Genomic DNA, 26,083 nt, shown 5'->3' on the forward strand with positions numbered 1-26,083 from the left:
TTTTTATGGGCAGATCAGAAGCTGTAGGTCATGCCAACCGTATAGCGACGCCCGTCCAGCACGGTGTCATACGTGTCGTAGTCAATCTGCTTATCCAGCACGTTATACACACCGGCGGTAACCAGCAGGTTTTTGTTCGCGTTGTAGCGCAGACCGACATCAACCTGAGTGTAGGACGGTGTGCCCTGGGACATTGACGTGCGGCTCAGGTACTCAGACGTTTTACCGCGAAGGTTCAGACGGCTCCAGAAACCTACGTCGGGTGTCGCCTGCCAGTCCAGGGTAGTGTTGAACATGTGCTTCGGCATCTTGTTCAGCGGCTTGCCTGAGAACTGACCGCTCTTCTGCTCAGATTCGGTATAAGTATAGTTTGCGGTCCAGTTTACATCGCGCGAGATTTTCCAGCCGAAGGAGGACTCCACGCCGCGCATGTTGGCTTTGTCCACGTTAACGCGGTCGCTCACGAAATCATAGCTGTGATCGCCAATCGTACAGGCGGGATCGGCGCTGCTGTTACAGCGGCGAACTTCCGTAATCTTGTCCTTGAAGTCGGTATTAAACAGCGTCACGCCGGCATTCAGGTTATCGTTGTTATCCCAGAGCAGGGCGAGCTCTTCGCTCAGGCTCTTCTCTGGTTTCAGATCCGGGTTGCCAACGATGATACCGTCAAGACGGCCGCCACCCGTTACCTGGCCCCAACTGGCAGACGACTGCCGCAGATCCGGCGCACGATAGCCAGCCGAAACCCCGCCTTTCAACGTCCAGTGATCGGCCAGGTGCCATACGCCGTAACCGCGCGGCGTCCAGTTCGTCCCGTAGTTTTGGTCTTTGTCCATACGCAGGCCGCCGGTCAATGTAAAGCTTTCCGTCATTGACCATTCATCTTCGGCAAACAGGGCCCAGCTCCAGCGCGTCAGTTTGTTCAGGCCGTCCGCAGCTTCCAGCTGATTGCCCTCGTCGCGCAGTTTCTCATACCGATACTGCCCGCCGAGGGTCAACGTATGATCGCCGAGGAAAATCTGGTTCTGGTTGTTGAAGGTGGTGTTATACGAGCGCATTTTGCGACCTGGATTATTGGTCTCTTCCTGCTGGATATAGCTGGTGGTATTGAAGTCGTCGTAATACCCGCTGTGGGTTAAGGAGTAAGTTGTGTGCTCATAGCGTGAGTCGCTTTTAGTATTTGGCTTACAGGTCGTTCCCCGGCAGGTTTCAGCCGCTTTCGACATCCCTGGCGTGCTGTTTCTGTCCTGAAGCTCGCGAGCAAAATCAAGATCGAAATCGTTCTTCTCATCCGGGGTGAAGTTCAGGGTAATGCCACCGTTACGCATTTTCTGCTCGTTATACCCGTTCACGATTTTATCTTCGGCGCGGCGTGACAACAGCCCCGTCACTTTTGCGCCAAGCAGACCGTCAATCAGGGGACCAGAAGCGTAGGCGTTGGTCTGGAAGATATCGCCGGAATCATGGTTTTCCTGGAAGGTTGCATCGCCGTGCAACGAACCGGTCCAGGCTTTAGTGTTTGAGACTTTTTTGGTAATGACGTTGATGACGCCACCCATCGCATCGGAGCCGTAAAGTGAGGACATCGGGCCGCGTATAACCTCAATGCGCTCAATGGACTCCAGCGGCGGCAGCCAGCCTTGTTCAATACCCGAGTTGTCGCTGTTTGGGCGGGTGCTTCGCGTACTGACGCGTTTGCCGTTCACGAGGAACAAGGTGTACTGAGATGCCATGCCGCGAATGCTGATATCACTGCTACTCCCGCCGCCGGTGACGACCACACCCGGGACGTCTCTCAGGGCATCGGTAACATCACGGTAGGCTTTATCTTCAATCTGCTGTTTCGAAATAACAGAGATGGAGGCGGGGGCATTCTGGATCTTTTGTTCAAAACCCGTCGCGGTGACGACAACGGTGTCCTGATCGGCTGCGTGAACGAGAGGGGTGAATGTGGCAGCGCCAACGGCGACGGCCAGGAGCTTAATGCGGGGTATTGTCATTTGTACATTCCGTATAAAAATGAATAAAACTCCATCGGGATAACCCTGAGAACTGTATGTTTTTGTCTTTTAAGAACTCTTTAAGATGGAGAAGAGCCTGGAATTGTACAAAAGAATGAAGAATTGTAAACACAAATGATAATTGAAATCATTTGTGTTTGAAGGGAGTGAAAGGAAACCAGCCTGGATTCAAGCGGATAGAACTATGTAAATGAGGGGGAGGGGAAAGGCCCGGTATGCAGGAGGCTACCGGGCAAAAAGGCTGAACTTACCTGAACAGATGTACCGCATGGAAGCGGAGATGATCTTCAATAAAGGACGCCATAAAGTAATAGCTGTGATCGTATCCCGCCTGAATGCGCAGCGTCAGCGGCCAGTCCTTCTGGCGCGCCGCTTCAGCCAGAACCGCAGGCTGTAACTGTCCGGCGAGGAACTGATCCGCATCACCCTGGTCGATAAGCATCGGAATCGCATCTTCCGGCCGGCTTGCCAGCATCAGCGCGCAGCTATCCCATTCCTGCCATTTTTGACTGTCGTCACCCAGATAGTGTGTAAAGGCTTTTTGCCCCCACGGCACCTGCGTTGGGTTCACAATCGGTGCGAATGCCGACACGCTGGCGTACTTGCCCGGATTTTTCAGCGCCATGATTAACGCCCCGTGCCCGCCCATGGAGTGCCCGCTGATGGCGCAGCGGTCGCTCACCGTAAATTCGGCCTTAATCAGCGCTGGCAGCTCGTCGCGAATGTAGTCATACATGCGGTAATGGCTCGCCCACGGCTGCTCGGTGGCGTTGAGATAAAATCCGGCACCTTTGCCCAGGTCGTACCCGGCATCGTCCGCCACATCATCGCCGCGCGGGCTGGTGTCGGGCATCACCAGCGCAATGCCCAGCTCGGCCGCAATACGCTGCGCGCCCGCTTTGGTAGTGAAGTTTTCGTCATTACACGTCAGGCCTGAAAGCCAGAACAGAACCGGCGGATTTTCCGTCGGGGGCAGGAAAATGCTGAACGTCATGGCGCAGTTCAGCGTGGTGGAGTCGTGCCGCCAGCGCTGCTGTCGACCTTCAAAACAACGGTGCTCTTCGAGCAGTTCCATGCAGGGCTCCTTAATGAGAATAGCTATTCATTAGAGCCATAATACAGCGTTTTCATTTACCTGTGAGCAACTTTCACTTTCGCGGAGCGGCGAGATGCTGCATCATAAATTTACTTTTCTTTAACAATTGGAGCGGTCATGGCGCTGCGTATTGCGCTTAGTGGGTTTGTCGTTCTGGTGGTGGCGATGGGGATAGGGCGCTTCGCCTTTACGCCTCAGGTGCCACTGATGATTGCCGCCGGGCAACTCACGCTCACCAGCGCAGGTCTGGTGGCGGCGATGAATTATCTGGGCTATCTGGTGGGCGCATGGGATGCCATGCGGGCGCACCGCTTTGTTGAAACGCGACTCTGGCTTGGCATCACCGGTGCGGTTGCGCTGACCTTGCTCTCCGCCGCCGCGGATAACGCCGTTGTGCACGGCCTGCTGCGCTTTGTGATTGGCTGCATGAGCGGCTGGTCAATGGTGCTGATTGCCGCCTGGAGCAACGAGCGGCTGGGGCAGCTGGGTAAACCGGGGCTCAGCGCTGCCGTGTTTGCCGGTCCTGGCGCGGGCATCGCCCTGAGCGGCCTGCTCGCGGTCTATATTCAGGCGAAATCCCTTTCGGCCGGTGCGGCGTGGCAAATCTACGGCGTGCTGGCGCTGGTATTGGTCGCGCTGGTGGCGCGCTATCTGCCGCGTTCCGGACAGCTTCATCGACCCGGCAGCGCGCCAGAGCCGCTGTTGCTGACGACGGATCTCAAGCGCCTGGTCTGGAGCTACAGCCTGGCGGGATTTGGCTATATCCTTCCGGCGACCTTTCTTTCGCAAATGGCGGCGGTGCGTTTTCCCGGCAGCCTGTTTGCCCAGTTTGTCTGGCCGATTTTTGGTGCCGCGGCCGTGGTGGGGATTGCGCTCAGCATTCTTTTGCGCCACACCTCAACGGCTAACCGCAGGCTGGCGATAGTGCTGTGGTTACAGGGGGCGGGCGTGCTGGCGGCCTGGCTGCTGCCGGGCATTGGCGGCTTGCTGACGGGCGGGCTGCTGGTCGGCGGCGGGTTCCTCTGCGCGGTGCAGCTCTCTCTTTTATACGGCCGCGAGCTGGCACCACACCACACGCGCTATATGGCGGGGCTGCTCACCACCGGGTATGCCATCGGGCAATTGGTGGGGCCGGTGACCTCGGCGTTATCAACCTGGCTAACCCACCGGCTGGAGCCTGCGCTGGGGCTGGCTGGCGTTGCGCTGTTTGTCGCGGGTGCCCTGGTCTGGAATCGCCACGCTGAAAGGCAACAGCAATTGCAATAATTATCGTCGTGAATACTGGATTATGTGCGTCGCCTCACGCACAATGAGCGCATACTTTTGCCACAACGAGGGCGAAAGACGCCACACCTGCAGGAGAACAAAATGTCATCACTCAGTAAAGAAGCTGCCCTGGTCCACGAAGCCCTGCTCGCGCGCGGTCTTGAAACGCCACTGCGTCCGCCCGTTCAGGATATGGACAATGAAACCCGTAAAAGTCTGATTTCCGGGCATATGACCGAGATCATGCAACTGCTGAATCTCGATCTGAGCGATGACAGCCTGATGGAGACGCCCAAGCGTATCGCGAAAATGTACGTTGACGAAATTTTCTCCGGACTGGATTACGCCAACTTCCCGAAAATTACCGTCATCGAAAACAAGATGAAGGTGGATGAGATGGTGACGGTCCGTGATATTACGCTGACCAGCACCTGCGAGCACCATTTCGTGACCATCGACGGTAAAGCGACCGTGGCGTATATCCCGAAAGACACGGTGATTGGCCTGTCGAAGATCAACCGTATTGTGCAGTTCTTCGCGCAGCGCCCTCAGGTGCAGGAGCGTCTGACGCAGCAGATCCTGATCGCGCTGCAAACGCTGCTGGGTACCAACAACGTGGCGGTCTCTATTGATGCGGTGCACTACTGCGTGAAAGCGCGCGGCGTGCGTGATGCGACCAGTGCGACCACCACCACCTCGCTGGGCGGCCTGTTTAAATCGAGCCAGAACACCCGCCAGGAGTTCCTGCGCGCCGTGCGTCACCACAACTAATCAGACAGGGCAGGGACCATGGAGCGAAACGTCACGCTCGATTTTGTTCGCGGCGTCGCCATTCTGGGTATCCTGCTGCTGAATATCAGCGCCTTCGGTCTGCCGAAGGCCGCTTACCTCAATCCCGCCTGGTACGGCGACATCACCCGAAGCGATGCCTGGACGTGGGCGATCCTCGACCTGTTTGCTCAGGTTAAATTCCTCACGCTGTTTGCGCTGCTGTTTGGCGCGGGCCTGCAGCTTCTGCTCAAACGCGGCACGCGCTGGATCCAGTCGCGCTTAACGCTGCTGGCAATTCTCGGCTTTATCCACGGCCTGTTCTTCTGGGATGGTGATATTCTTCTCGCTTATGGGTTAGTCGGGCTAATCTGCTGGCGGCTGATTCGCGACGCGCACAGCGTGAAAAGCCTGTTTAACACCGGCGTGATGCTCTATCTCATGGGACTCGGCGTCCTGCTTTTGCTGGGGCTGATCTCCGGTGACGCGACAAACCGTTCCTGGATCCCGGACGCCGCTAACCTCCAGTACGAGCAGTACTGGAAGCTGAAGGGCGGTACGGAAGCGATAAGCAACCGTGCGGATATGCTGGGCGACAATCTGCTTGCCCTGGGGGCGCAATACGGCTGGCAGCTGGCGGGCATGATGCTGATGGGCGCGTCACTGATGCGCACCGGCTGGCTGAAAGGGGAATTCAGCCAGCGGCACTACCGCCGCACCGGCGCGGGGCTGGTCCTGCTGGGCGTGCTGATTAACCTTCCGGCGGTAATGGCACAGTGGCACCTTCACTGGGATTACCGCTGGTGCGCGTTCCTGCTGCAGGCGCCGCGTGAATTGAGCGCGCCGTTCCAGACCATCGGTTATGCGGCGCTGATCTATGGTTTCTGGCCACAGCTTTCTCGCCTGTGGATCGTCAGCGCCGTAGCCTGCGTTGGGCGGATGGCGTTAAGCAATTACCTTCTGCAGACGCTGATCTGCACCACGCTTTTCTATCGCTTTGGCCTGTTTATGAAATTCGACCGCCTCGGACTACTGGCGTTTGTTATTCCGGTCTGGATAGTAAACCTGGCGTTTTCTGTCATCTGGCTGCGTTATTTCCGCCAGGGACCGCTGGAGTGGGTGTGGCGTCAGTTAACCGCACATGCTTCGGGGGTATCATTGAGTAATACATCCAGATAACGATCTGGATCACAATCATTAACAAAACGGATGTAAGCGTTTTCATGAGTGTGAGCTTCTTCACGTAGTCCCCTTTCTCTCGCTGCCAAAATAGCCACCTTGCTAAACACAGGGGGTGTCTGTGAGTTGCTGCAATTCTTTGAAGGATGGTGAATATGATCACCATTCGTGACGTCGCCCGTCTGGCGGGCGTTTCTGTGGCTACCGTTTCCCGCGTGCTGAATAACAGCGCGCTGGTCAGCCCTGAAACCCGTGAAACCGTAATGAAAGCCGTGACCCAGCTCGGGTACCGGCCAAATGCCAACGCGCAGGCGCTGGCAACACAGGTCAGCGATACCATCGGCGTGGTGGTAATGGATGTCTCGGACGCCTTTTTCGGTGCGCTGGTGAAAGCGGTCGATGTGGTCGCCCAGCAGCATCAGAAATACGTGCTGATTGGCAACAGCTATCACGAGGCGGAAAAGGAGCGTTATGCCATTGAAGTGCTGATCCGCCAGCGCTGCAACGCCCTGATTGTTCACTCAAAAGCCTTAAGCGATGAAGAGCTGGTCGGGTTTATGGAGCAGATCCCGGGCATGGTGTTAATCAACCGCATCGTCCCGGGCTATGCCCACCGCTGTGTCGGGCTGGATAACGTCAGCGGCGCCATGATGGCCACCAAAATGCTCATCAATAACGGCCATCAGCGGATCGGCTATCTGGCCTCCAGCCATCACATTGAAGATGACGAGCTGCGGCGTGAGGGGTGGCAAAACGCCCTGAAAGAGCACGGTATTACGCCATCAGAAAGCTGGATTGGCACCGGCACGCCGGATATGCAGGGCGGTGAGGCGGCAATGGTGGAACTGCTGGGCCGTAATCTGCAGCTTTCTGCGGTGTTTACCTATAACGACAGCATGGCGGCAGGCGCGCTGACTGCGCTGAAGGATAACGGCATTGCGGTGCCACAGCATTTGTCATTGATTGGTTTCGATGATATTCCGATTGCCCGTTACACCGACCCGCAGCTGACTACGGTGCGCTATCCCATTGCTTCTATGGCAAAACTGGCGACCGAGCTGGCGCTACAGGGAGCGGCAGGGCTGCTGGATCCGGGGGCAACTCACTGCTTCATGCCGACGCTGGTGCGTCGTCATTCCGTCGCCGCCCGGCAAATTGTGGTTCCGATCACTAACTGATTACACCAGGTGATGTAACCGTTTTCAATCTGTGAGTAAATTCACAGTATCTTAACAAGGCGCTGACTATGATGTCAGCGTTTTAGGGGCTGAAACGCTATGTAACGGTGATTATTCGCTTTCACCATAGCCAATGTGCCGCAAACAACGAATAAAACGCATTTCTGGAGCGTTACCGACCACGGAAGATAGAAATTTTATAAGTGAACGTCGGCTGTCAGTAACGTTTTATTAACACCTGCCTGCCGATCGTTATTCACAAGAACTACCCTGCATAAAAAAACCGGAGATACCATGAATAAGAAGGTGTTGACCCTGTCTGCTGTAATGGCAAGCATGCTTTTTGGTGCAGCAGCGCACGCTGCGGATACCCGTATTGGTGTGACCATCTATAAATACGACGACAACTTCATGTCTGTTGTGCGTAAAGCAATTGAGAAAGATGCGAAAGCAGCGCCAGACGTACAGCTGCTGATGAATGACTCCCAGAACGACCAGTCCAAACAGAACGATCAGATCGACGTTCTGCTGGCTAAAGGCGTTAAGGCCCTGGCGATCAACCTGGTTGACCCGGCTGCAGCAGGCACGGTTATTGAGAAAGCGCGCGGCCAGAACGTGCCAATCGTCTTCTTCAACAAAGAACCTTCCCGTAAAGCGCTGGACAGCTATGACAAAGCGTATTACGTCGGTACTGACTCTAAAGAGTCCGGCATTATTCAGGGCGATCTGATCGCGAAGCACTGGGCGGCGAACCCGAACTGGGACCTGAACAAAGACGGTCAGATCCAGTTCGTGCTGCTGAAAGGCGAGCCTGGCCACCCGGATGCTGAAGCGCGTACCACCTATGTTATCAAAGAGCTGAACGACAAGGGCCTGAAAACCCAGCAGCTGGCGTTAGATACCGCGATGTGGGACACCGCTCAGGCGAAAGATAAGATGGACGCGTGGCTGTCTGGCCCGAACGCGAACAAAATCGAAGTGGTCATTGCCAACAACGATGCGATGGCAATGGGTGCGGTTGAAGCGCTGAAAGCTCACAATAAATCGTCCATCCCGGTATTTGGCGTGGATGCCCTGCCGGAAGCGCTGGCGCTGGTTAAATCTGGCGCAATGGCTGGTACCGTTCTGAACGATGCCAACAACCAGGCGAAAGCGACCTTCGATCTGGCGAAAAACCTCGCCGACGGTAAAGGCGCGGCGGATGGCACCAACTGGAAAATTGACAACAAAATCGTTCGCGTGCCTTACGTGGGCGTAGACCAGTCCAACCTGGCTGAGTTTATCGGTAAATAAGATCTTTGTTTTGTCTTCACTGGGCGCAATTCGTTGCGCCCTTTTATAACGCGATATGCGAGGCCAACAAGGTATAATTATGGTCAGCACAACTACTCAGTCGTCCGGTGAATACTTGTTGGAAATGACAGGCGTCAACAAGTCCTTCCCCGGTGTTAAGGCACTCGATAATGTTAATTTAAAAGTCCGTCCTCACTCTATTCATGCATTAATGGGGGAGAACGGTGCGGGTAAATCAACGTTATTAAAATGTCTTTTTGGGATCTATCAAAAAGATTCTGGCAGCATTCTTTTTCAGGGGAAAGAGATCGATTTCCATTCAGCGAAAGAAGCGCTGGAAAACGGTATCTCGATGGTTCACCAGGAATTAAACCTGGTACTGCAACGCTCGGTAATGGATAACATGTGGTTGGGACGTTACCCAACCAAAGGTGTGTTTGTCGATCAGGATAAAATGTATCGCGACACCAAAGCGATTTTCGATGAGCTGGATATTGATATCGATCCGCGCGCCCGCGTGGGGACATTATCCGTTTCCCAGATGCAGATGATCGAAATTGCCAAAGCGTTCTCCTATGATGCGAAAATCGTCATCATGGATGAACCTACCTCGTCATTAACGGAAAAAGAGGTTAATCACCTTTTTACCATTATTCGTAAGCTGAAAGAACGCGGCTGCGGCATTGTGTACATCTCGCACAAAATGGAAGAGATCTTCCAGCTGTGCGATGAAATTACCATCCTGCGCGACGGCCAGTGGATTGCCACGCAGCCGCTTGAAGGGCTGGACATGGACAAGATCATCGCCATGATGGTCGGCCGTTCCCTGAACCAGCGCTTCCCGGACAAAGAGAACAAGCCAGGAGAAGTAATCCTGGAAGTGCGCAATCTGACCTCGCTGCGCCAGCCGTCCATCCGCGATGTTTCTTTCGACCTTCACAAAGGCGAAATTCTTGGCATTGCTGGCCTCGTAGGAGCAAAGCGTACCGACATCGTGGAAACCCTGTTTGGCATCCGCGAGAAGGCCGACGGCACCATCACGCTGCACGGGAAGAAAATTAACAACCATAATGCCAACGAAGCCATTAATAACGGTTTTGCGCTGGTGACGGAAGAACGTCGTTCGACCGGTATTTATGCTTATCTGGATATTAACTTTAACTCGTTAATCTCTAATATTCGCAATTACAAAAACAAAGTCGGGCTGCTGGATAACTCCCGTATGAAGAGCGATACCCAGTGGGTAATTGACTCCATGCGCGTGAAAACGCCTGGCCACCGTACCCAAATCGGTTCGCTTTCCGGTGGTAACCAGCAAAAAGTTATTATTGGCCGTTGGTTATTAACCCAGCCAGAAATTCTGATGCTGGATGAACCGACCCGCGGTATTGACGTCGGCGCGAAGTTTGAAATTTATCAGCTGATTGCCGAGCTGGCGAAAAAGAATAAAGGGATCATTATTATTTCTTCCGAAATGCCGGAACTGTTAGGGATCACGGACCGTATTCTGGTTATGAGCAATGGTCTCGTTGCCGGTATTGTTGACACCAAAACGACAACGCAAAACGAAATTTTGCGTCTTGCGTCTTTGCACCTTTAAGATCAGGGGCTCCTCATGAGTGCGTTAAATAAAAAAAGTTTTCTCACTTACCTGAAAGAAGGCGGTATTTACGTTGTTCTTTTAGTCCTGCTGGCCATTATTATTTTCCAGGACCCTACGTTCTTAAGCCTGCTGAACCTGAGTAATATTCTGACTCAGTCCTCCGTGCGTATCATCATTGCGCTGGGCGTGGCGGGCCTTATCGTCACCCAGGGGACGGACCTTTCTGCCGGTCGTCAGGTCGGCCTGGCGGCGGTTATTGCGGCAACCCTGCTGCAGTCGATGGAAAACGCCAACAAGGTGTTCCCGGAGATGGCGACCATGCCGATTTTCGTGGTGATCCTGATTGTCTGCGCCATCGGGGCGGTGATTGGCCTGATCAACGGTATTATCATCGCTTACCTGAACGTGACGCCATTTATCACCACGCTGGGTACGATGATCATCGTTTACGGTATCAACTCCCTGTACTACGACTTTGTGGGCGCGTCGCCGATTTCGGGCTTTGACAGCGGCTTCTCCACCTTCACGCAGGGGTTTATCGCGCTGGGCAGCTTCCGCCTGTCGTACATTACCTTCTATGCGCTGATTGCGGTGGCGTTCGTCTGGATCCTGTGGAACAAAACGCGCTTCGGTAAAAACATCTTCGCTATCGGCGGTAACCCGGAAGCGGCGAAAGTGTCCGGGGTAAACGTTGCCCTGAACCTGCTGATGATTTACGCGCTGTCCGGTGTGTTCTACGCCTTCGGCGGGATGCTGGAAGCAGGCCGTATCGGCTCCGCAACGAACAACCTTGGCTTCATGTACGAGCTGGATGCGATTGCGGCCTGCGTGGTCGGCGGCGTCTCCTTCAGCGGCGGGGTGGGTACCGTGCTCGGCGTGGTCACCGGTGTGATCATCTTTACCGTCATCAACTACGGGTTGACCTACATCGGCGTGAACCCGTACTGGCAGTACATCATCAAGGGCGCCATCATTATCTTCGCGGTTGCTCTGGATTCACTGAAGTACGCCCGTAAGAAGTAATCGTCACTCGCCATACCCGGCCCGCTCACCGAGCGGGCTTTTTTATGGCCTATGCCAGATGGGACTCTTCTTGCGTCACAATGCGCTCAAACCACTCGAGTTCAGAAAGCTTGCAGGCGACCCACTGTTCGGAAAAGGCGTCGCCCAGGCTGTCGGTGAGATACTGACAGCGGGCGAAGGCCTCAATTGCCTCCTGCTGGAACAGCGGGAGTTCCGGTTGGTCCTGCTGCGGTTCCGGGAGTTCCCCCTCGTCGATATGTTCCAGCCCGTACAGCATGCCGGTCAGGATTGTGGCCGCCACCAGATACGGATTCGCATCGGCTCCGGCCAGTCGGTACTCGATACGACGGTTGCTCTCTTCCGAGCAGGGAATGCGCAGGGCAGCGGAGCGGGTGTTATAGCCCCACGAGTTAAAGACGGGTTCCGTCAGGTTTTTTCGCAGGCGACGAAACGCGTTGACCCCCGGCGCAAGAATGGCGACGGAGGCGGGCATCAGCGCCAGCTGGCCCGCGATGCACAAGCGCATCATGCTGCTCAGCGCGTTCACCGGCGAGGCAAAAACGTTCTCGCCACGGCTGTTGTTAAGGCTGAAATGGATGTGCAAACCGCTGCCGGAGAGCTGGCTGAAAGGCTTAGCCATAAAGTTAGCCTGAAGACCGTGCTTTTCAGCGACATAGCGGGTCAGGCGGCGCAGGGCCAGCACGTTATCACAGACCTCTACGACGCGCTGGCTGTGCTTCAGGTTTAATTCGTACTGTCCGGACTCGGCTTCCGCTACCACCCCTGACAGCGGGATGCGCTGAAGGTGCGCCAGCTGTTCCAGCTCGTCAAAAAGCGCCGCGTGCGCCGACGAGTTGTCCATGTGAAAACAGCCCTGATTTTGCGGATCGCGATCGCCCTGTCCCGTCAGGTAAAACTCGATTTCCGGGGCAATGACCGGGAAAAGGCCGTGCTGGTGGAAGCGGGCCACGACGTTCTGCAGTATCGCGCGTGGCTCAAGCGGGCAGGGGTTACCGTCGCTGTCCTTCATCGTCAACAGGATCTGCGCGGTATGCTCCGGATCCTGCGGACAGGGACGCAGAGAACCGGCGACCGGGACGCACAGCCGGTCGGGTTCATCATAAAGCGGGGCGGCGATTTTTCCCTTCTGATCCATGGAGTAGACGGAAAGCGGAAAATAACAGCCTTTTTCCAGACTCAGCATGCTCTCGACCGTGAGGCGCTTGCCGCGCATCGTGCCGTTGATATCGTTCAGGTAAACGTCAACGTGTTTCGTCTGCGGGTAGCGTTCCAGATAGTCGGCCACTTCCACGGCAATATTGTGCTGCAGGGCGTCAATTTTTTCATCCAGCCAGAGACCAGAATTAAGTGCGCCGGGGAGTGATAATCCGGGAAAGTTAAAGTAAGGGCGGAGACTTTTGAGGAAAAACGCATTCATTATCGAGTTCATAGTCATTCTTCAATGAAGCCGTAGCGGCAGTGAACTCAGGTTAAAAGAGCTGGCGTAAAGGGGGGATAAAAAGCGTCAGTGCCGGCGTAAAGAAAGTATAAAGGCAGGCCTACTTTTTCTCTTTTTTCTGCATATCCAGCAGCTGCTCTGGCGTCACCGCCGGGTAACCTTGCGCGTCTTCCGGCACTTCATGCATCGCCGGAATGGGCACCAGAGGGCCTAAAAAGCGCGGTTCGCGTTTGAAGATATAGAGATCGGCCAGGGCACCAAAGCGGGCACCAAACTCGCGGACGCGCACGCTCAGCATATCTTTCGGCGACGGCACCGCGTAGCACTGGGCCTGAATGCCCATGTGCAGGGCGATAAACAGCGCGCGCTCGCAGTGGAAGCGCTGGGTGATGATGATGAAGTCGTTGGTGTCGAAGACTTTGCGCGTGCGCACGATGGAGTCGAGGGTGCGGAAGCCCGCGTAGTCGAGCACGATGTCGGCCGGATCGACGCCTGCGGCAATCAAATCCTTCCGCATCGTCACCGGCTCGTTATAGCTTTGCAGCGCGTTATCACCGCTCAGCAGCAGGTAGTTCACCTTGCCGCTGTTGTAGGCGTTCAGCGCGCCCTGAATACGGTAGCGATAATACTGGTTGATCACCCCTGTGCGGTAATACTTGGCGGTGCCGAGCACCACGCCCACCTGGCGATAGGGGAGATCCTGCAGGTCATCAAAGATGTAGGGGGCCGTTTTCCAGCTCATCCAGCGGTCGAGACCCAGCACGATAAACAGCAGTATGCCGACCAGGACAGACAGGCTGTAAAAAACGCGCTTTAACATGAAGATGGCTCGTTCGTGGATGAAATTTAACTCAGGCTACTTTACCCGCCTGGTTAGCGCAAGAAACAGCGACTCAACTGAGGGGTTTTTCAGCAACGTGGCGGACATTTCTGTCCGCCGGAAGGTTTACGCCAGCAGGACGCGGTCGATCGTCGTGCAGCCTAACGCCTTGAGCGTTGCGGCGGTGGCATCCCACTGAATCAGCGGCGCATCGGCCCTTTCGGCCAGAACGGCACGCTGAATGTCCGGATAATCGTAGCCGTTCAGGCTCAGCAGGTTGAGTGCGCCCTGCAGCGGCGGCAGCGTTGGGTTAAACGCGGCGTTTTCCGCATAGCTGCCGGTGAAGATACGGCCATCGCGGCACTGCAGTGCCACGCCGCTCGGGGAGTTGCTGTACGGAGTGTGGCTCTTGTTCGCCGCGCGTATGGCCGCCTGGTTCAGGTCATCGCCGGACAGGGCGAAACCGTGATCCTGCTCGTCCATCAGCAGCGTTTTAATCTCAAGATCTTTCGGGCCGAAGGCGTCAGGCAGGTAGTCCCCCAGCGTGTGCGGCGCGCGGCCCGGCAGGTTAATGCGCAGCTGCAGCCCGCTGTTCAGCTCGTTCATAAACTGGCGGCAGTGGCCGCATGGGGTGTAGTTTACGGTGATGGCGCTCAGGGCTTTCTCACCGCGCAGCCAGGCGTGGCTGATGGCGCTCTGCTCGGCGTGAACGGTCTGCTGCATGGTTGCGCCGAGGAACTCCATGTTCCCGCCGAAGTACCAGGTTCCGCTGACGCCGCGCGCGATAGCACCGACGTTGAAGTGGGAAAGATCGGCCCGGGCGCAGGCGGCAGCCAGGGGCAGCAGTGCGAAAGCCAGCGCGTCTTCATCCAGCCCGGTTGCCTGTTTAAGCACCGTGACCTGCTCCGCCGTCAGCAGGGCGGGGAAATGTGCATCTGCCAGAACGGGAGCCAGGGCTGACTGCAAATTCTCTGCAAGCTGAGCGAAGGCAGCTTGAAAACGTGGGTGCATGGCGTTTGCCTCATAAAGGTTAATGGATCGGTAGTTTACGGAGCCGTAAGGCCTTTATATGTGATCCACTTCTCATTATGTGTGCAACTTATGAAATCAAAATGAAATTTGCGCGACGCATCGCAAATTTTAGCCCATCACCGCCAGAATCAGCGGGAAAATGAACGGGGCGAGCAGGGAGGTGATAATCCCGCAGATCACCAGCGCAAGCGAGCTAAACGCCCCTTCCTGATAGTCCAGCTCCGCGCAGCGGGCGGTACCCAGCGCGTGCGAGGCGGTGCCCATCGACAGCCCGCGCGCTGCTTTGGTGTGAATACGCATCCCGTTCAGCAGAGTGTGGCCAAACACCGCGCCGAGAATACCGACGAAAATCACGCACATCGCGCTGATGGCCGGAATACCGCCGAGGCTGCCGCCTACCGCCATCGCGATAGGCGTGGTCACTGATTTAGGCAGGATAGAGGCGGCAATTTGCGGGGAGGCCCCCATCAACAGCGCCACCGACGTGCCGGTAATCATCGCCACCAGGCTTCCCACAAAACAGATAGTAATGATGGACTTCCACCGTGCGCGGATCTGGTGCAGCTGCTCATATAAAGGAAAGGCAAGCGCGACAACGGCGGGCTGCAGGAGGTCGTTTAAAATTTTGCTGCCCGCAAAGTAACGCTCATAAGGAATGCCGGTGAGCAGCAGGAAGGGAATAATCACCACCATCGCCACCAGCAGGGGGTTCAGCAAGGGCATTTTAAATCGTGCGGCAAGCTTGCGCGCGGCGAAGAATACCAGCAGGGTTAACGGCAGTGACCACCAGATATTAGCCATCATTTTTTTGTTTTCTCCCCGACCACGTTACGTTCTCCATGTACCAGATGAGAACTCCAGCTCACCACCAGGAAAACCACCAGCGTACTGACCGCGCAGGAAACGACAATCGGGCCGAACTGCGCCTTGAGCAAATCAAAATACTGCATGACGCCCACGCCGATAGGCACGAACAGCAGCGCCATGTAGCGGATAAGAATGAAGCAGCCTGGGTTGACCCACTTTGCAGGCAGAATTTGCAGCGCCAGTAAAACGAAGAGGATCAGCATACCGATAATGCTGCCGGGAATGGTGATGGGCAGCAGCGACGCGATGAAAATGCCGGCATACAGGCAGGCGTAAATCAGGACGAATGCGCGCAGATATTGCCAGATAATGTTCAATGATTTGCTCATGGTGATAGTCCTTGCTGAAACGCATTCATCATACAATTAAACCTAAAAATGTGCCACGGATCACATCATGAATTTTGAGCATACCAGACATTCCGGAATGGAACGTCCGGTATCACCTTACTGGTGCAGGCTACAGTTTAGAGGAAAGGGATTGCGCTGGCGAAGTCACGCGCCAGAGAAGGCATCAGCGTCAGGCGGTCAGTTTATCGAGAAAAGAAAACAGCACCTGGTTCATTTCGCGATAATCATGCGAGCGGAGTTTTTCCGCCGTTTCGACAAAACGGAACTCACCCGCACGGCGGAGGTCATTCTGCGAATGCTCAATCAGCAACTCTACCACCTCCGGCGTCAGCTCCATATGGCACTGGAAACCGTAAACCCGTTCGCTGTATTGCACGATCTGGCGGGGACAGCCCTCGCTGTAAGCCAGAACCTTAGCCTGCGGCGTCAACCCAGGCATATCGTTATGCCAGTGACCGACGTTCAGCACGCTGCCAAAGTCCTCAAACAGCGGGTTCGCCTTGCCTGCATCTGTGAGCCTGACGGGAAATTTGCCAATCTCTTTTTCCGGGCTGTGGCAAAACGCTGCGCCCAGCGCTTCGCCGATAAGCTGTGAGCCCAGACAAACGCCTATCACCGTTTTACCTGCCTCTATCGCGCGGCTGATGAGTGCCTTTTCCGCCTGCGCATCAAACCAGGGGCATTCCTCAAGCGTGGTTGCGGGGGATTGCGGGCCTCCCATGATGATAAGCAGGTCTGTGCCCCCCAGTTCCTCAGGTAAAGGTTCGCCCTGATACACTCTGGTGTAGCTCAGACTGCAGCCGCGGCTTTTCCCCCAGATTTCATAGGCGCCTGGCGCCTCGAAATGTTCATGAATAATAAAATGGATGTGCATTGCGTCTCTCTCTGGTTACGTGTACAAGCAGCATCATAAGAGGAAGGGGGGAATGTGAAATGCCAACCGTTATCGATAAAACGCCAATTCACGACGATGCTATCGGATGGTCAAGAGGGGCAATTCGCTATACGCGCGGCGAAGTCGATCCGCCTCACCAGCATTCGCAGGGACAACTTTTGTTTGCCATTAAGGGGGTTATGCTGGTTGAAACCGGCAGCAAACGCTGGGTCATACCGCCGCAGCGCGCGCTGTGGATCCCTCCCTTTCAGGAGCATACCTACAGCGTGTTATCCGCAACGGAGCTTCGCGCGGTCTGGTTTAGCCCGGCACTGATTTCGCAATGCGAACCTTTTAAGCGGAAAGACGAGGTTCACGTGATTATGGCCACAGCGTTGTTCAAAGAGCTGATTGCCGGGCTGTTCAGCGCGGAATACCGGCCGGCAAGCCAGCGCAGCATGGCCGTTTTGCTGCTCGACATCCTCAGCGAGACGCAGCAGATTTCTGCCGAACTGCCGATGCCCGTGGATGAGCGCTTACATCGCGTGGCCTGTGACATCATTGCCAACAATCTCTGGGATCTCTCTCTGGAAAGGCTGGCGGAACGGGCCGCGATGTCTGAACGCACATTTTCACGTGCGTTTATCAACGATACCGGCTTTAGCTTCCGGGCCTGGCGACAGCGCGCAAGGATTTGTGCCTCGCTGGATCTCCTCGCCAACGGATACCCGGTTAAGCAGGTGGCCTGGATGCTGGGGTTTTCCGGCCCGGCGGCATTTGCGGCGGCGTTTCGCGCTATTGTTGGGGCAACGCCGGGTGATTTTCTGCCTGAACAGAAGCGCTTCCCAGCGATATAGAGAGCGGCTACTATAGCGCGTCTTTTTTCACAGGTACTGCTATGCGTGTTTTACTGGCCCCAATGGAAGGCGTGCTCGACTCCCTCGTGCGCGAGCTTCTGACCGAGGTGAACGATTACGATCTCTGCGTGACGGAGTTCCTGCGCGTGGTCGATATGTTGCTGCCAGAAAAGTCATTCTATCGTCTCTGCCCTGAACTGCATCGCCAGAGCCGGACCCCTTCCGGCACGCTGGTACGTATTCAGCTGCTCGGCCAGTATCCTGAATGGCTGGCGGAAAATGCCGCCCGCGCGGTAGCGCTTGGCTCTTACGGGGTGGATCTCAACTGCGGCTGTCCGTCGAAGCTGGTGAACGGCAGCGGCGGCGGAGCGACGTTGCTGAAAGATCCTGAGCTGATTTACCGCGGCGCGAAAGCCATGCGTGAGGCCGTGCCCTCGCATTTGCCGGTGACGGTTAAGGTGCGCCTGGGGTGGGACAGCGGCGCCCGACAGTTTGAAATTGCCGATGCGGTGCAGCAGGCCGGGGCCACCGAGCTGGTGGTGCATGGCCGCACTAAAGAAGACGGCTACAAAGCCGAGCGCATTAACTGGCAGGCGATTGGTGAGATCCGCAAACGACTTACTATTCCGGTGATCGCCAACGGCGAAATCTGGGATTACGTGAGCGCGCAGGCGTGCCTGAAAGCCACCGGCTGCGATGCGGTGATGATTGGCCGCGGCGCGCTGAACGTGCCGAACCTTAGCCGGGTGGTGAAATATAACGAGCCGCGTATGCCGTGGGCAGATGTCGTCACGCTGCTGCAAAAATACAGCCGTCTGGAAAAGCAGGGCGATACCGGTTTGTATCACGTCGCGCGTATTAAGCAGTGGCTGAGTTATTTACGCAAAGAGTACAGCGAAGCGCTGGAATTATTTCAGGAGATCCGCACGCTGCAAACGTCGGCTGATATTGCGCGGGTTATACAGTCAAAATAACAGGCAGTTATATTTAAAAATAAATAATTCACTCGGTGAATATTTTGCCGAGTATGTAAGTGTATGACAATTTGCGGATTGCCACGCGTTACTAAAAAATAGCGCGTCATCAAGCGTAAGTTGCGCCTTTATTTTTTTGAGTGCATGGCGTAATGAAACGTTTTCTTATTTTATCTCTGAGTGCTCCCCTTGTTTTTATGCTGGCTGCCTGCGCACCGGAACATTCCACGGTGTCGCCAATTCAAACGCAAACGACAGCCGCGTCCGTTAATACCCAACTTCGTCATGCGGACTGGCCGAAAAATGAATGGTGGAAAGAATATAACGACCCGCAGTTAAATTCGCTTATTGCCAAAGCCATAGCGGATGCGCCCGATATGCAAATTGCCCGGCAGCGCATTACGCTTGCCGAAGCGCAGGCCAGAGCCGCTATCGCAGCCGATGGCCCACAAATGGATTTTTCAGCGGATGTTGAACGGCAAAAAATGTCGGCAGAGGGGCTGATGGGGCCGTTTGCCCTAACCGACCCGGCGGCGGGCACCACCGGCCCATGGTATACCAACGGCACCTTTGGCCTGACGGCGGGCTGGGATCTCGATCTGTGGGGAAAAAACCGCGCCCGGATTGCAGCGCGTATCGGTAAAGTGAATGCGCAAAAAGCGGAGCTGGAGCAGACCCGCCAGCTGCTTTCAACCAGCGTTGCGCGCCTTTACTGGGCGTGGCAGACCCAGGCCGAAGCAGGGGAAGTTCTTACCCGGATTAAACAGGAGCAGGAAAATATTATCGACGCCGATCGCGAACTGTATCAGCACGGTATTACCTCCTCGGTGGAGGGCGTCGAAACCGATATACACGCCAGTAAGACTAATGAACAGCTGGCCGACGTAAAGGGCAAAATGAAGGCCATTGAAGCGCGTCTGGATGCGCTGACCGGCACCCCGGCGACACACCTTACGCGCCACCCGTTGCCTGTAGCAGAAGCCTCGTTACCGTCGACGCTCGGCTATGAACTGCTGGCTCGCCGACCGGATCTGCAGGAGGCGCACTGGTATATCGAAGCCTCCATGAGCGAGGTGGAAGCCGCCAGAGCGGCGTTCTATCCTGACGTGAACCTGATGGCGTTCTTACAGCAGGATGCCCTGCACCTGAGCGATCTGTTCCGCTCTTCAGCCCAGCAGATGGGCGTGACTGCCGGACTGACGCTGCCGATCTTCGACAGCGGCAGGCTGAACGCTAATCTGGATATCGCCCAGGCGCAGAATAACCTCTCGGTCGCGAACTACAACAAAGCGGTGGTGGAGGCGGTCAATCAGGTGGCGCGTACGGCAAGTGAAGTTGAAACCCTGACGGCAAAAAATCGTCACCAGCAGCAGATCGAAAAAGACGCGGCGCGCGTGGTGGCGCTGGCGCAGGCGCGTTTTAGCGCAGGTATTATTGCCGGTTCGCGGGTCAGCGAAGCCAGAATCCCGGCACTGAAAGAGCATCTCGAAGGCGTCATGTTGAAAGGCCAGTATCTCGACGCCACGCTGCAGCTGACGTCAGCGCTGGGCGGCGGCTATCATCATGGCTAAACAGGGCCATTATCTATACTTACCTCTTTGTAGTTTTTCAGGAGGTGAGTATGAACAGAGTAGCGATTGTAACCGCATCGGATTCCGGGATCGGTAAAACCACGGCGCTGATGCTGGCAGAGCGCGGGTTTGATATTGGCGTCACCTGGCATTCGGATGAAAAAGGGGCTCTGGAAACCTGCCGTGAAGTTGAAGCGCATGGGCAGCGCGCAGAGGCTATCCATCTTGATTTAAGCACGCTCCCGGACGGCGCTGATGCTATTGAAACGCTGATTGCACGTTTCGGCCGGCTGGACGTGCTGGTTAACAATGCCGGAGCGATGACCAAAGCGCCATTTCTTGAGATGGCGTTTGACGACTGGCGGAACATTTTTACCGTCGACGTGGACGGCGCGTTTCTCTGCTCGCAGATTGCGGCACGGCAGATGGTGAAGCAGGGGGAAGGCGGGCGGATTGTGAACATCACCTCGGTGCATGAGCACACGCCGCTGCCTGATGCCAGCGCTTACACGGCTGCGAAACATGCGCTCGGCGGCTTAACCAAATCGATGGCGATGGAGCTGGTGAAGCACAAGATTCTGGTGAACGCCGTCGCGCCGGGGGCCATTGCCACGCCGATGAACGATATGGACGACAGCGAAGTGAAGGAAGGGGCAATGCCGGAAATCCCGCTGGCAAGGCCGGGCCACACCAAAGAAATCGCCAGCCTGGTGGCGTGGCTGTGTGACAGCGACGCCAGCTATACCACAGGGCAATCGTTTATCGTCGACGGGGGCTTTATGCTGGCGAACCCGCAGTTTAAGCCGGAAGGGTAACAGGTTTCCCCTCTCCCCAAAGGGGTGAGGGGCACCAGGCTGACTCACTCCTCATCCCGCTTCTTCTCTCTGTGCCGCATCCACAGCCTGACCCCAATCACCGCCACAACCACCAGAATCAACCACGCCCAGTGCTTCAGGTGTTGGTCAAGGTTGTGCAGCCACGGGCCAATCACCTCGCCACCCACGTAACCAAGCGTCGTGAAGATCAGCGCCCAGGCTATCGCGCCAACAATATTCAGCGGCAGGAAAATTTTTGGCGGCAGGCGGCTGGCACCAATCAGTATCGGCCCGATGATCCTGAAGCCGTACATAAAGCGGGTGCCTATGACGAACAGATAAGGGTGACGCTGGATCAGGCGCTGCGCGCGGTTGATTTTCTTTTTGTGTTTAACGAAACGCTTGAGCAGCGTCGGGCCAAAGCGCAGCCCCAGGAAGTAGAGCAGCTGATCGCCAATCATGCCGCCCAGCGCGACCGCAGCGACGACCAGCGGAAACTTCAGTAAGCCCTGATGCGCGGCGACGCCGCCCAGCAGCGTGATGGTTTCACCTTCCGCCACGCTGCCGATGACCAGCGCGGCATATCCATATTGTTCAATGAGTGCGTTAATATCCATTACGTAACGGTTATCTCCCTCTGCGTACCTCGTTTAATCATATACCTCATGAATCAACCGCGCGGCAATCAACGGAAATTTCCCACTGTACATAAAATAATCTAAAGCCTGCATTATACTTAAGGTATCGCTGACGGGCCGACAACAAGGGGGCGCTATGAACCATGTCTGGGGACTTTTCTCCCATCCCGATCGTGAAATGCATGTCATCAAAAGTGAGAACGAAACGGTCTCGCATCATTACACCCACCATGTGCTGCTGATGGCCGCGGTGCCGGTAATATGCGCGTTTATTGGCACAACACAAATCGGCTGGAACTTCGGTGACGGTAACGTGGTTCAGCTCTCCTGGTTTACCGGGCTTTATCTGGCCATTCTCTTTTATGGCCTGATGCTGGCAGGGGTGGCGGTCATGGGGCGCGTCATTCACTGGATGGCGCGTAACTACCCACAGCGCCCATCGCTGGCACACTGTATGGTCTTCGCCGGATACGTCGCGACCCCGCTGTTCTTAAGCGGTATTGTTGCGCTCTATCCACTGGTCTGGCTGTGCGCGCTGATCGGTACTGTTGCGCTCTTTTACACCGGTTATCTGCTGTATCTGGGCGTTCCAACCTTCCTGAATATCAATAAAGAAGAGGGCCTGAGCTTCTCCGGTTCCACGCTTGCCATCGGGGTGCTGGTACTGGAGGTGTTACTGGCACTGACGGTTATTCTCTGGGGTTATGGATACCGTCTCTTCTAAGCTCACTGCATTGCTGGCGTAAATGCCAGCAATGCAGCATCTGTTCACGATTATCCGCTGGCGACAAAGCACTGTGACCGCTATGATGCCGAAGCCAGCCTGTGTTTATCAGTCGACGCAGGCGGTGTACGTCATTACGTGCGTGAATAATTATCAGAAGTCTCACCATGCTGAAATTTCGTGTCTCCTTACTTAGCCTGGCGCTGCTGCTGGGCGCGTCCGCTGCCGTGCCAGCTGTCGCCAAAACGCCCGCGGTGACCACCGCTGCTGCCCAGCCGCAAATTGCGTCCGGCAGCGCGATGATTGTTGATCTCAACACCAATAAGGTGATTTACGCCAGCCACCCGGACCTGGTGCGCCCGATCGCCTCAATAACCAAATTAATGACCGCGATGGTGGTGCTTGATGCTCGCCTGCCGCTGGACGAAAAGCTGAAAGTGGATATCAGCCACACGCCGGAGATGAAAGGGATCTACTCTCGCGTGCGCCTGAACAGTGAAATCAGCCGTAAAAATATGCTGCTGCTGGCGCTGATGTCGTCCGAAAACCGTGCGGCGGCAAGTCTGGCGCACCATTATCCTGGCGGTTACGATGCCTTTATCCGCGCGATGAACGCTAAAGCCAAAGCGCTGGGGATGAGCAATACTCATTTTGTTGAACCGACGGGTCTGTCGATTAACAACGTCTCCACGGCCCGCGATCTGACGAAACTGCTGATTGCCAGCAAGCAGTACCCGCTGCTCGGCCAGCTCAGCACCACGCGTGAGGACATGGCGACATTCTCGAATCCGTCTTACACGCTGCCGTTTCGCAACACGAACCATCTGGTGTACCGCGAGAACTGGAATATTCAGTTAACCAAAACCGGGTTTACCAATGCGGCAGGCCACTGCCTGGTGATGCGCACCGTGTTTAACGGTAAGCCGGTGGCGCTGGTGGTGATGGATGCCTTCGGGAAATATACCCACTTCGCGGATGCGAGCCGCCTGCGGACCTGGATTGAGACCGGGAAAGTGCAGCCCGTTCCGGCTGCGGCATTGACCTATAAAAAGCAGAAAGCGGAGCAGATGGCGACGGCGCAAAACGATTAATTCCCCTCTGCGCGTTGATGCCCTCACCCCGACCCTCTCCCACGGGAGAGGGAGAAAACACTAAAAACGGTAACCCAGGTTACCGTTTTACGTTTATTCCGGCAGCGTCCAGTCACCATCGTTGAGCGGGCGCTGCATTATCACCGTATCCCGCCAGTCGCCTTTCTTATACCCCACGCTGCGAAGCTGACCGACAATCTCAAAGCCGTGTTTTTTATGCAGCCGTAACGAGCCGGAATTATTATTGCCATCTCCCACAACGGCAATCATCTGCCGCCACGGGCCCTGCTCGCAGCGCGCGATCAGCGCGTTCATTAATGCGGTGCCAAAACCGCGTCCGGTGATGCTGGCATCCACGTAAATCGACTCTTCCAGGGTATAGCGATAGGCCTGACGCGGTCGGTAAGGGGTGGCGTAACAATAGCCCACCACGATGCCGCGATAGAGCGCGATGAGCCACGGTAAACCGTTCTCGGCCACGCTTTTCATGCGCTGACGCATTTCGTCGATGGTGGGGGGGACTTCTTCGAATGACGCGCGTCCGTGAAGCACATGCCAGGCATAGATGGCGGCGATGGCATGCACATCATCGGGAAGGGCGTCGCGCACTTCCAGTTCGGTTTCGGATAAAACATCAACAGCCGACATGATGCGCCTGCTCCTCGTTATAGAATGCCGGAGAAACATTTCTCCGGCGACAGACCGCTACTCTATTACGATTAAGGCGCGCGAAACAATCTCTCAAATTTGGCTGTAGGGTTTAATCAGACGCTTGCGTTATGCGCTGCTCCGCGTCTGCACTCTCTTTCCAGTATTTCTTCCGCGTTGTTTTCCCTATGCCGGGGTTCATGCTGTTTGTAGGGTCATTCTCGCGATAAAACTGCTTAAGGGCGTCAGGGGCTTTATAAAGATGCCCAACGTTGTGTTCCGCAGGATATTGTGCGCCACGCTCGCGCAGCAGGGCGAGCATCTGCTCCTTCAGTTCGTGAGCATCTACCCCTTTTTTGACGATGTAGTCCTGATGGAAGACGTAGCACATAAAGTGGCCGTAATAGAGCTTATGCACCAGCTTGCTGTCGATTTCCGGCGGCAGATGCTCAAACCATTCGGTGTCGTTGCGTCGCAGGGCGATATCCAGCGCCAGAATATCTTCCACTTCTTCGGAATGCACCGCCTGGTAACGGATAGCGGCACCCGCCGCGGCGAAGCGATGCAGGAAGGCTTTGCTGCCTTCTTCCGGCGTGCAGGCAAAGAAATCACCCTCAGCCGTCCTGAAGAACTCGGTCAGCCAGCTCTGCGCTTCGGCGATCCCGTCCCCGGCCATTTTCAGCAGCAGGTGATGTTCGTACTTATCACGCCAGGTTTTCATTCGCTCCGGCAGATGCGCAGGGAAAACGTTGCCCAGCTTCTGCATAAAGCGGTCGGTAAAGTGGGGCTTGAACAGCGGCACTTTCTCCAGCATCGCGTCGGTGCGTCCCTTCATGGTGAAGAAGAACGGCATTTTGTCGGTGCCAAGCTTATCGATCATCAGGAAGGTGTCTTTCCCGTAGCGCTCCGCGATGTCGTAAATATCCCGATGCATGTACTCGCCTGCCACCGGCAGGTGGGTGAATTCGCCCAGAATATGGCGACGAATTTCGGTCAGGACCTCAGGCTGATTGGTGCCGATGTAAAATACCTGCTGCTTTTTCTCTGCCGGGAAGGTGTCGAGACGCACCGCAAAAACCGCCAGCTTGCCCGCGCAGCCGGACGATTCAAACAGGCGATCCGGATCGGCGTTGTAGCGCGCCGGGGTATCGGCCTCGATATCGCGTACGCGGGTGATGTAATCGTGGTCGTGCGCGTGGCGACCGTCGTGCTGCACGTCTTCGTCCCTCACGCGGTCGTCGTCGAGCTTGCTGAGGATCTGTTCCGGCGTTACGCCCAGATCGATGCCCAGGTGGTTCACCAGCGTCAGCTTGCCGTTTTCATCAATGCGGGCAAAAAGTGACATTTCGGTGTAGGCCGGGCCGCGCTGGACCAGCGAACCGCCGGAGTTATTGCAGATCCCACCGACCACCGAGGCGCCAATGCAGGAGGAGCCGATCACCGAGTGCGGCTCGCGGCCCAGCGGCTTAAGCGCTTTTTCCAGCGAGTAGAGCGTGGTGCCCGGGAACGCGAGCACCTGCTCGCCTTTGTCCAGCAGGTGCAGCTTGTCGAGGCGCAGGGTGCTGATAATCACGATATCGCGATCGTAATCGTTGCCGTTCGGCGTGGAACCTTCGGTCAGGCCGGTGTTGGCCGCCTGCATTAAAATAATTTTGTCCGCCGCAACGCAGGCGCTCAGCACGCGCCACAGCTCCAGCAGCGTGCCGGGGAAGACCACCGCCAGCGCGTCGCCCTGGCCGGAGCGGAAACCCTTGCGGTAGCGGGCGGTTTTGGCCGGGTCGGTAAGCAGGTGAGAGGAGCCAACCAGGCGCGACAGTTCGTTAATAAATGTTTTGTTATCGTCAGTTCGAACAGAAGTCATCTTCCACTCCTTGTGGTGGGGCAAATTTCTCGCTGTAAAGCATAGCGCGATTAACTGTTCAGCGGTCGAGTATTC

24 protein-coding genes are annotated in these 26,083 nt (G+C 55.9%); 13 read left to right on the plus strand and 11 right to left on the minus strand.

The genetic code is table 11. The features are described from left to right. Positions 1–14: 14 nt before the first annotated feature. Entirely contained in the window at positions 15–2,000 is a 1,986-nt protein-coding gene (locus A6013_RS17690; RefSeq protein WP_028013864.1) for a ligand-gated channel protein, read from the minus strand. Positions 2,001–2,268: 268 nt separating this feature from the next. Continuing rightward, positions 2,269–3,096 carry an S-formylglutathione hydrolase gene (gene fghA, locus A6013_RS17695; protein ID WP_069733506.1) on the minus strand — a complete coding sequence of 276 codons (828 nt, stop codon included), beginning with the start codon at positions 3,094–3,096 and terminating at the stop codon, positions 2,269–2,271. Positions 3,097–3,234: 138 nt separating this feature from the next. Between fghA and A6013_RS17700 the strand changes: the two genes are divergently transcribed. From A6013_RS17700 to mglC, 7 genes are all read left to right on the plus strand, one after another. Further along, positions 3,235–4,383, plus strand: coding sequence for a YbfB/YjiJ family MFS transporter (locus A6013_RS17700; RefSeq protein WP_063943449.1), 1,149 nt, complete (start codon positions 3,235–3,237; stop codon positions 4,381–4,383). Between the two features lie 102 nt (positions 4,384–4,485). After that, positions 4,486–5,154 carry a GTP cyclohydrolase I FolE gene (gene folE / locus A6013_RS17705; protein ID WP_023330924.1) on the plus strand — a complete coding sequence of 223 codons (669 nt, stop codon included), beginning with the start codon at positions 4,486–4,488 and terminating at the stop codon, positions 5,152–5,154. A gap of 18 nt (positions 5,155–5,172) precedes the next feature. Beyond that, positions 5,173–6,330 (plus strand): DUF418 domain-containing protein YeiB, encoded by a 1,158-nt coding sequence (gene yeiB, locus A6013_RS17710; RefSeq protein ID WP_069733507.1) that lies wholly within the window; start codon positions 5,173–5,175, stop codon positions 6,328–6,330. Between the two features lie 155 nt (positions 6,331–6,485). Then, the gene (galS, locus tag A6013_RS17715; protein ID WP_047367960.1) at positions 6,486–7,508 is read left to right on the plus strand and encodes an HTH-type transcriptional regulator GalS; all 1,023 of its coding nucleotides are present in this window, start codon (positions 6,486–6,488) and stop codon (positions 7,506–7,508) included. 294 nt (positions 7,509–7,802) lie between these two features. Further along, a complete protein-coding gene (gene mglB, locus A6013_RS17720) occupies positions 7,803–8,801 on the plus strand; it encodes a galactose/glucose ABC transporter substrate-binding protein MglB (RefSeq protein WP_008500923.1) in 999 nt (332 codons plus the stop codon). A gap of 79 nt (positions 8,802–8,880) precedes the next feature. Then, positions 8,881–10,401 (plus strand): galactose/methyl galactoside ABC transporter ATP-binding protein MglA, encoded by a 1,521-nt coding sequence (mglA, locus tag A6013_RS17725; protein ID WP_028013859.1) that lies wholly within the window; start codon positions 8,881–8,883, stop codon positions 10,399–10,401. A 15-nt stretch (positions 10,402–10,416) separates the two neighbouring features. Then, entirely contained in the window at positions 10,417–11,427 is a 1,011-nt protein-coding gene (gene mglC, locus A6013_RS17730; protein WP_013097952.1) for a galactose/methyl galactoside ABC transporter permease MglC, read from the plus strand. A 49-nt stretch (positions 11,428–11,476) separates the two neighbouring features. Here mglC and A6013_RS17735 read toward each other — a convergent pair whose 3' ends face one another. The 6 genes from A6013_RS17735 to A6013_RS17760 all read right to left on the minus strand — a co-directional run bounded on the left by A6013_RS17735 (position 11,477) and on the right by A6013_RS17760 (position 16,829). After that, the gene (locus A6013_RS17735) at positions 11,477–12,865 is read right to left on the minus strand and encodes a glutamine synthetase family protein (protein ID WP_069733524.1); all 1,389 of its coding nucleotides are present in this window, start codon (positions 12,863–12,865) and stop codon (positions 11,477–11,479) included. Positions 12,866–12,986: 121 nt separating this feature from the next. Further along, positions 12,987–13,706, minus strand: coding sequence for an outer membrane permeability protein SanA (gene sanA, locus A6013_RS17740; protein WP_028013857.1), 720 nt, complete (start codon positions 13,704–13,706; stop codon positions 12,987–12,989). A 126-nt stretch (positions 13,707–13,832) separates the two neighbouring features. Continuing rightward, a complete protein-coding gene (cdd, locus tag A6013_RS17745; RefSeq protein WP_069733508.1) occupies positions 13,833–14,717 on the minus strand; it encodes a cytidine deaminase in 885 nt (294 codons plus the stop codon). 129 nt (positions 14,718–14,846) lie between these two features. Next, complete coding sequence (locus A6013_RS17750; RefSeq protein ID WP_041909023.1) at positions 14,847–15,542, minus strand: CidB/LrgB family autolysis modulator; 696 nt, start codon at positions 15,540–15,542, stop codon at positions 14,847–14,849. Continuing rightward, a complete protein-coding gene (locus A6013_RS17755) occupies positions 15,539–15,934 on the minus strand; it encodes a CidA/LrgA family protein (RefSeq protein ID WP_047363090.1) in 396 nt (131 codons plus the stop codon). Before A6013_RS17755 ends, A6013_RS17750 begins: the two co-directional genes overlap by 4 nt. A gap of 190 nt (positions 15,935–16,124) precedes the next feature. Beyond that, positions 16,125–16,829, minus strand: a complete 705-nt coding sequence (locus A6013_RS17760; protein ID WP_028013853.1) for a type 1 glutamine amidotransferase — start codon at positions 16,827–16,829, stop codon at positions 16,125–16,127. A gap of 59 nt (positions 16,830–16,888) precedes the next feature. On the opposite strand from A6013_RS17760, the gene A6013_RS17765 reads away from it, so the two are divergent. The 4 genes from A6013_RS17765 to A6013_RS17780 all read left to right on the plus strand — a co-directional run bounded on the left by A6013_RS17765 (position 16,889) and on the right by A6013_RS17780 (position 21,046). Further along, complete coding sequence (locus tag A6013_RS17765) at positions 16,889–17,686, plus strand: helix-turn-helix domain-containing protein (RefSeq protein ID WP_045259735.1); 798 nt, start codon at positions 16,889–16,891, stop codon at positions 17,684–17,686. A gap of 41 nt (positions 17,687–17,727) precedes the next feature. Then, the gene (gene dusC, locus A6013_RS17770) at positions 17,728–18,660 is read left to right on the plus strand and encodes a tRNA dihydrouridine(16) synthase DusC (protein WP_069733509.1); all 933 of its coding nucleotides are present in this window, start codon (positions 17,728–17,730) and stop codon (positions 18,658–18,660) included. Positions 18,661–18,812: 152 nt separating this feature from the next. Continuing rightward, a complete protein-coding gene (mdtQ, locus tag A6013_RS17775) occupies positions 18,813–20,231 on the plus strand; it encodes a multidrug resistance outer membrane protein MdtQ (RefSeq protein ID WP_047367957.1) in 1,419 nt (472 codons plus the stop codon). Between the two features lie 50 nt (positions 20,232–20,281). Further along, positions 20,282–21,046, plus strand: a complete 765-nt coding sequence (locus A6013_RS17780) for an SDR family oxidoreductase (protein ID WP_069733510.1) — start codon at positions 20,282–20,284, stop codon at positions 21,044–21,046. A 44-nt stretch (positions 21,047–21,090) separates the two neighbouring features. On the opposite strand, the gene A6013_RS17785 is transcribed toward A6013_RS17780, so the two are convergent. Further along, entirely contained in the window at positions 21,091–21,663 is a 573-nt protein-coding gene (locus A6013_RS17785; protein ID WP_028013848.1) for a DedA family protein, read from the minus strand. 157 nt (positions 21,664–21,820) lie between these two features. Here A6013_RS17785 and A6013_RS17790 point away from each other — a divergent pair, with 157 nt between their 5' ends. Both A6013_RS17790 and pbpG read left to right on the plus strand, forming a co-directional pair. Beyond that, positions 21,821–22,408 carry a Yip1 family protein gene (locus A6013_RS17790; protein WP_069733511.1) on the plus strand — a complete coding sequence of 196 codons (588 nt, stop codon included), beginning with the start codon at positions 21,821–21,823 and terminating at the stop codon, positions 22,406–22,408. 167 nt (positions 22,409–22,575) lie between these two features. Beyond that, positions 22,576–23,499 (plus strand): D-alanyl-D-alanine endopeptidase, encoded by a 924-nt coding sequence (gene pbpG, locus A6013_RS17795; protein ID WP_028013846.1) that lies wholly within the window; start codon positions 22,576–22,578, stop codon positions 23,497–23,499. Between the two features lie 93 nt (positions 23,500–23,592). Here the strand turns inward: pbpG and A6013_RS17800 are convergent, their stop codons facing one another. Beyond that, complete coding sequence (locus A6013_RS17800) at positions 23,593–24,147, minus strand: GNAT family N-acetyltransferase (protein ID WP_028013845.1); 555 nt, start codon at positions 24,145–24,147, stop codon at positions 23,593–23,595. A gap of 112 nt (positions 24,148–24,259) precedes the next feature. Then, positions 24,260–26,008 carry a D-lactate dehydrogenase gene (gene dld / locus A6013_RS17805; RefSeq protein ID WP_045259739.1) on the minus strand — a complete coding sequence of 583 codons (1,749 nt, stop codon included), beginning with the start codon at positions 26,006–26,008 and terminating at the stop codon, positions 24,260–24,262. Positions 26,009–26,083 lie beyond the last annotated feature (75 nt).

It is taken from the genome of Enterobacter sp. IF2SW-B1 (assembly GCF_001743375.1).
GTDB classification, from domain to species: domain Bacteria; phylum Pseudomonadota; class Gammaproteobacteria; order Enterobacterales; family Enterobacteriaceae; genus Enterobacter; species Enterobacter bugandensis.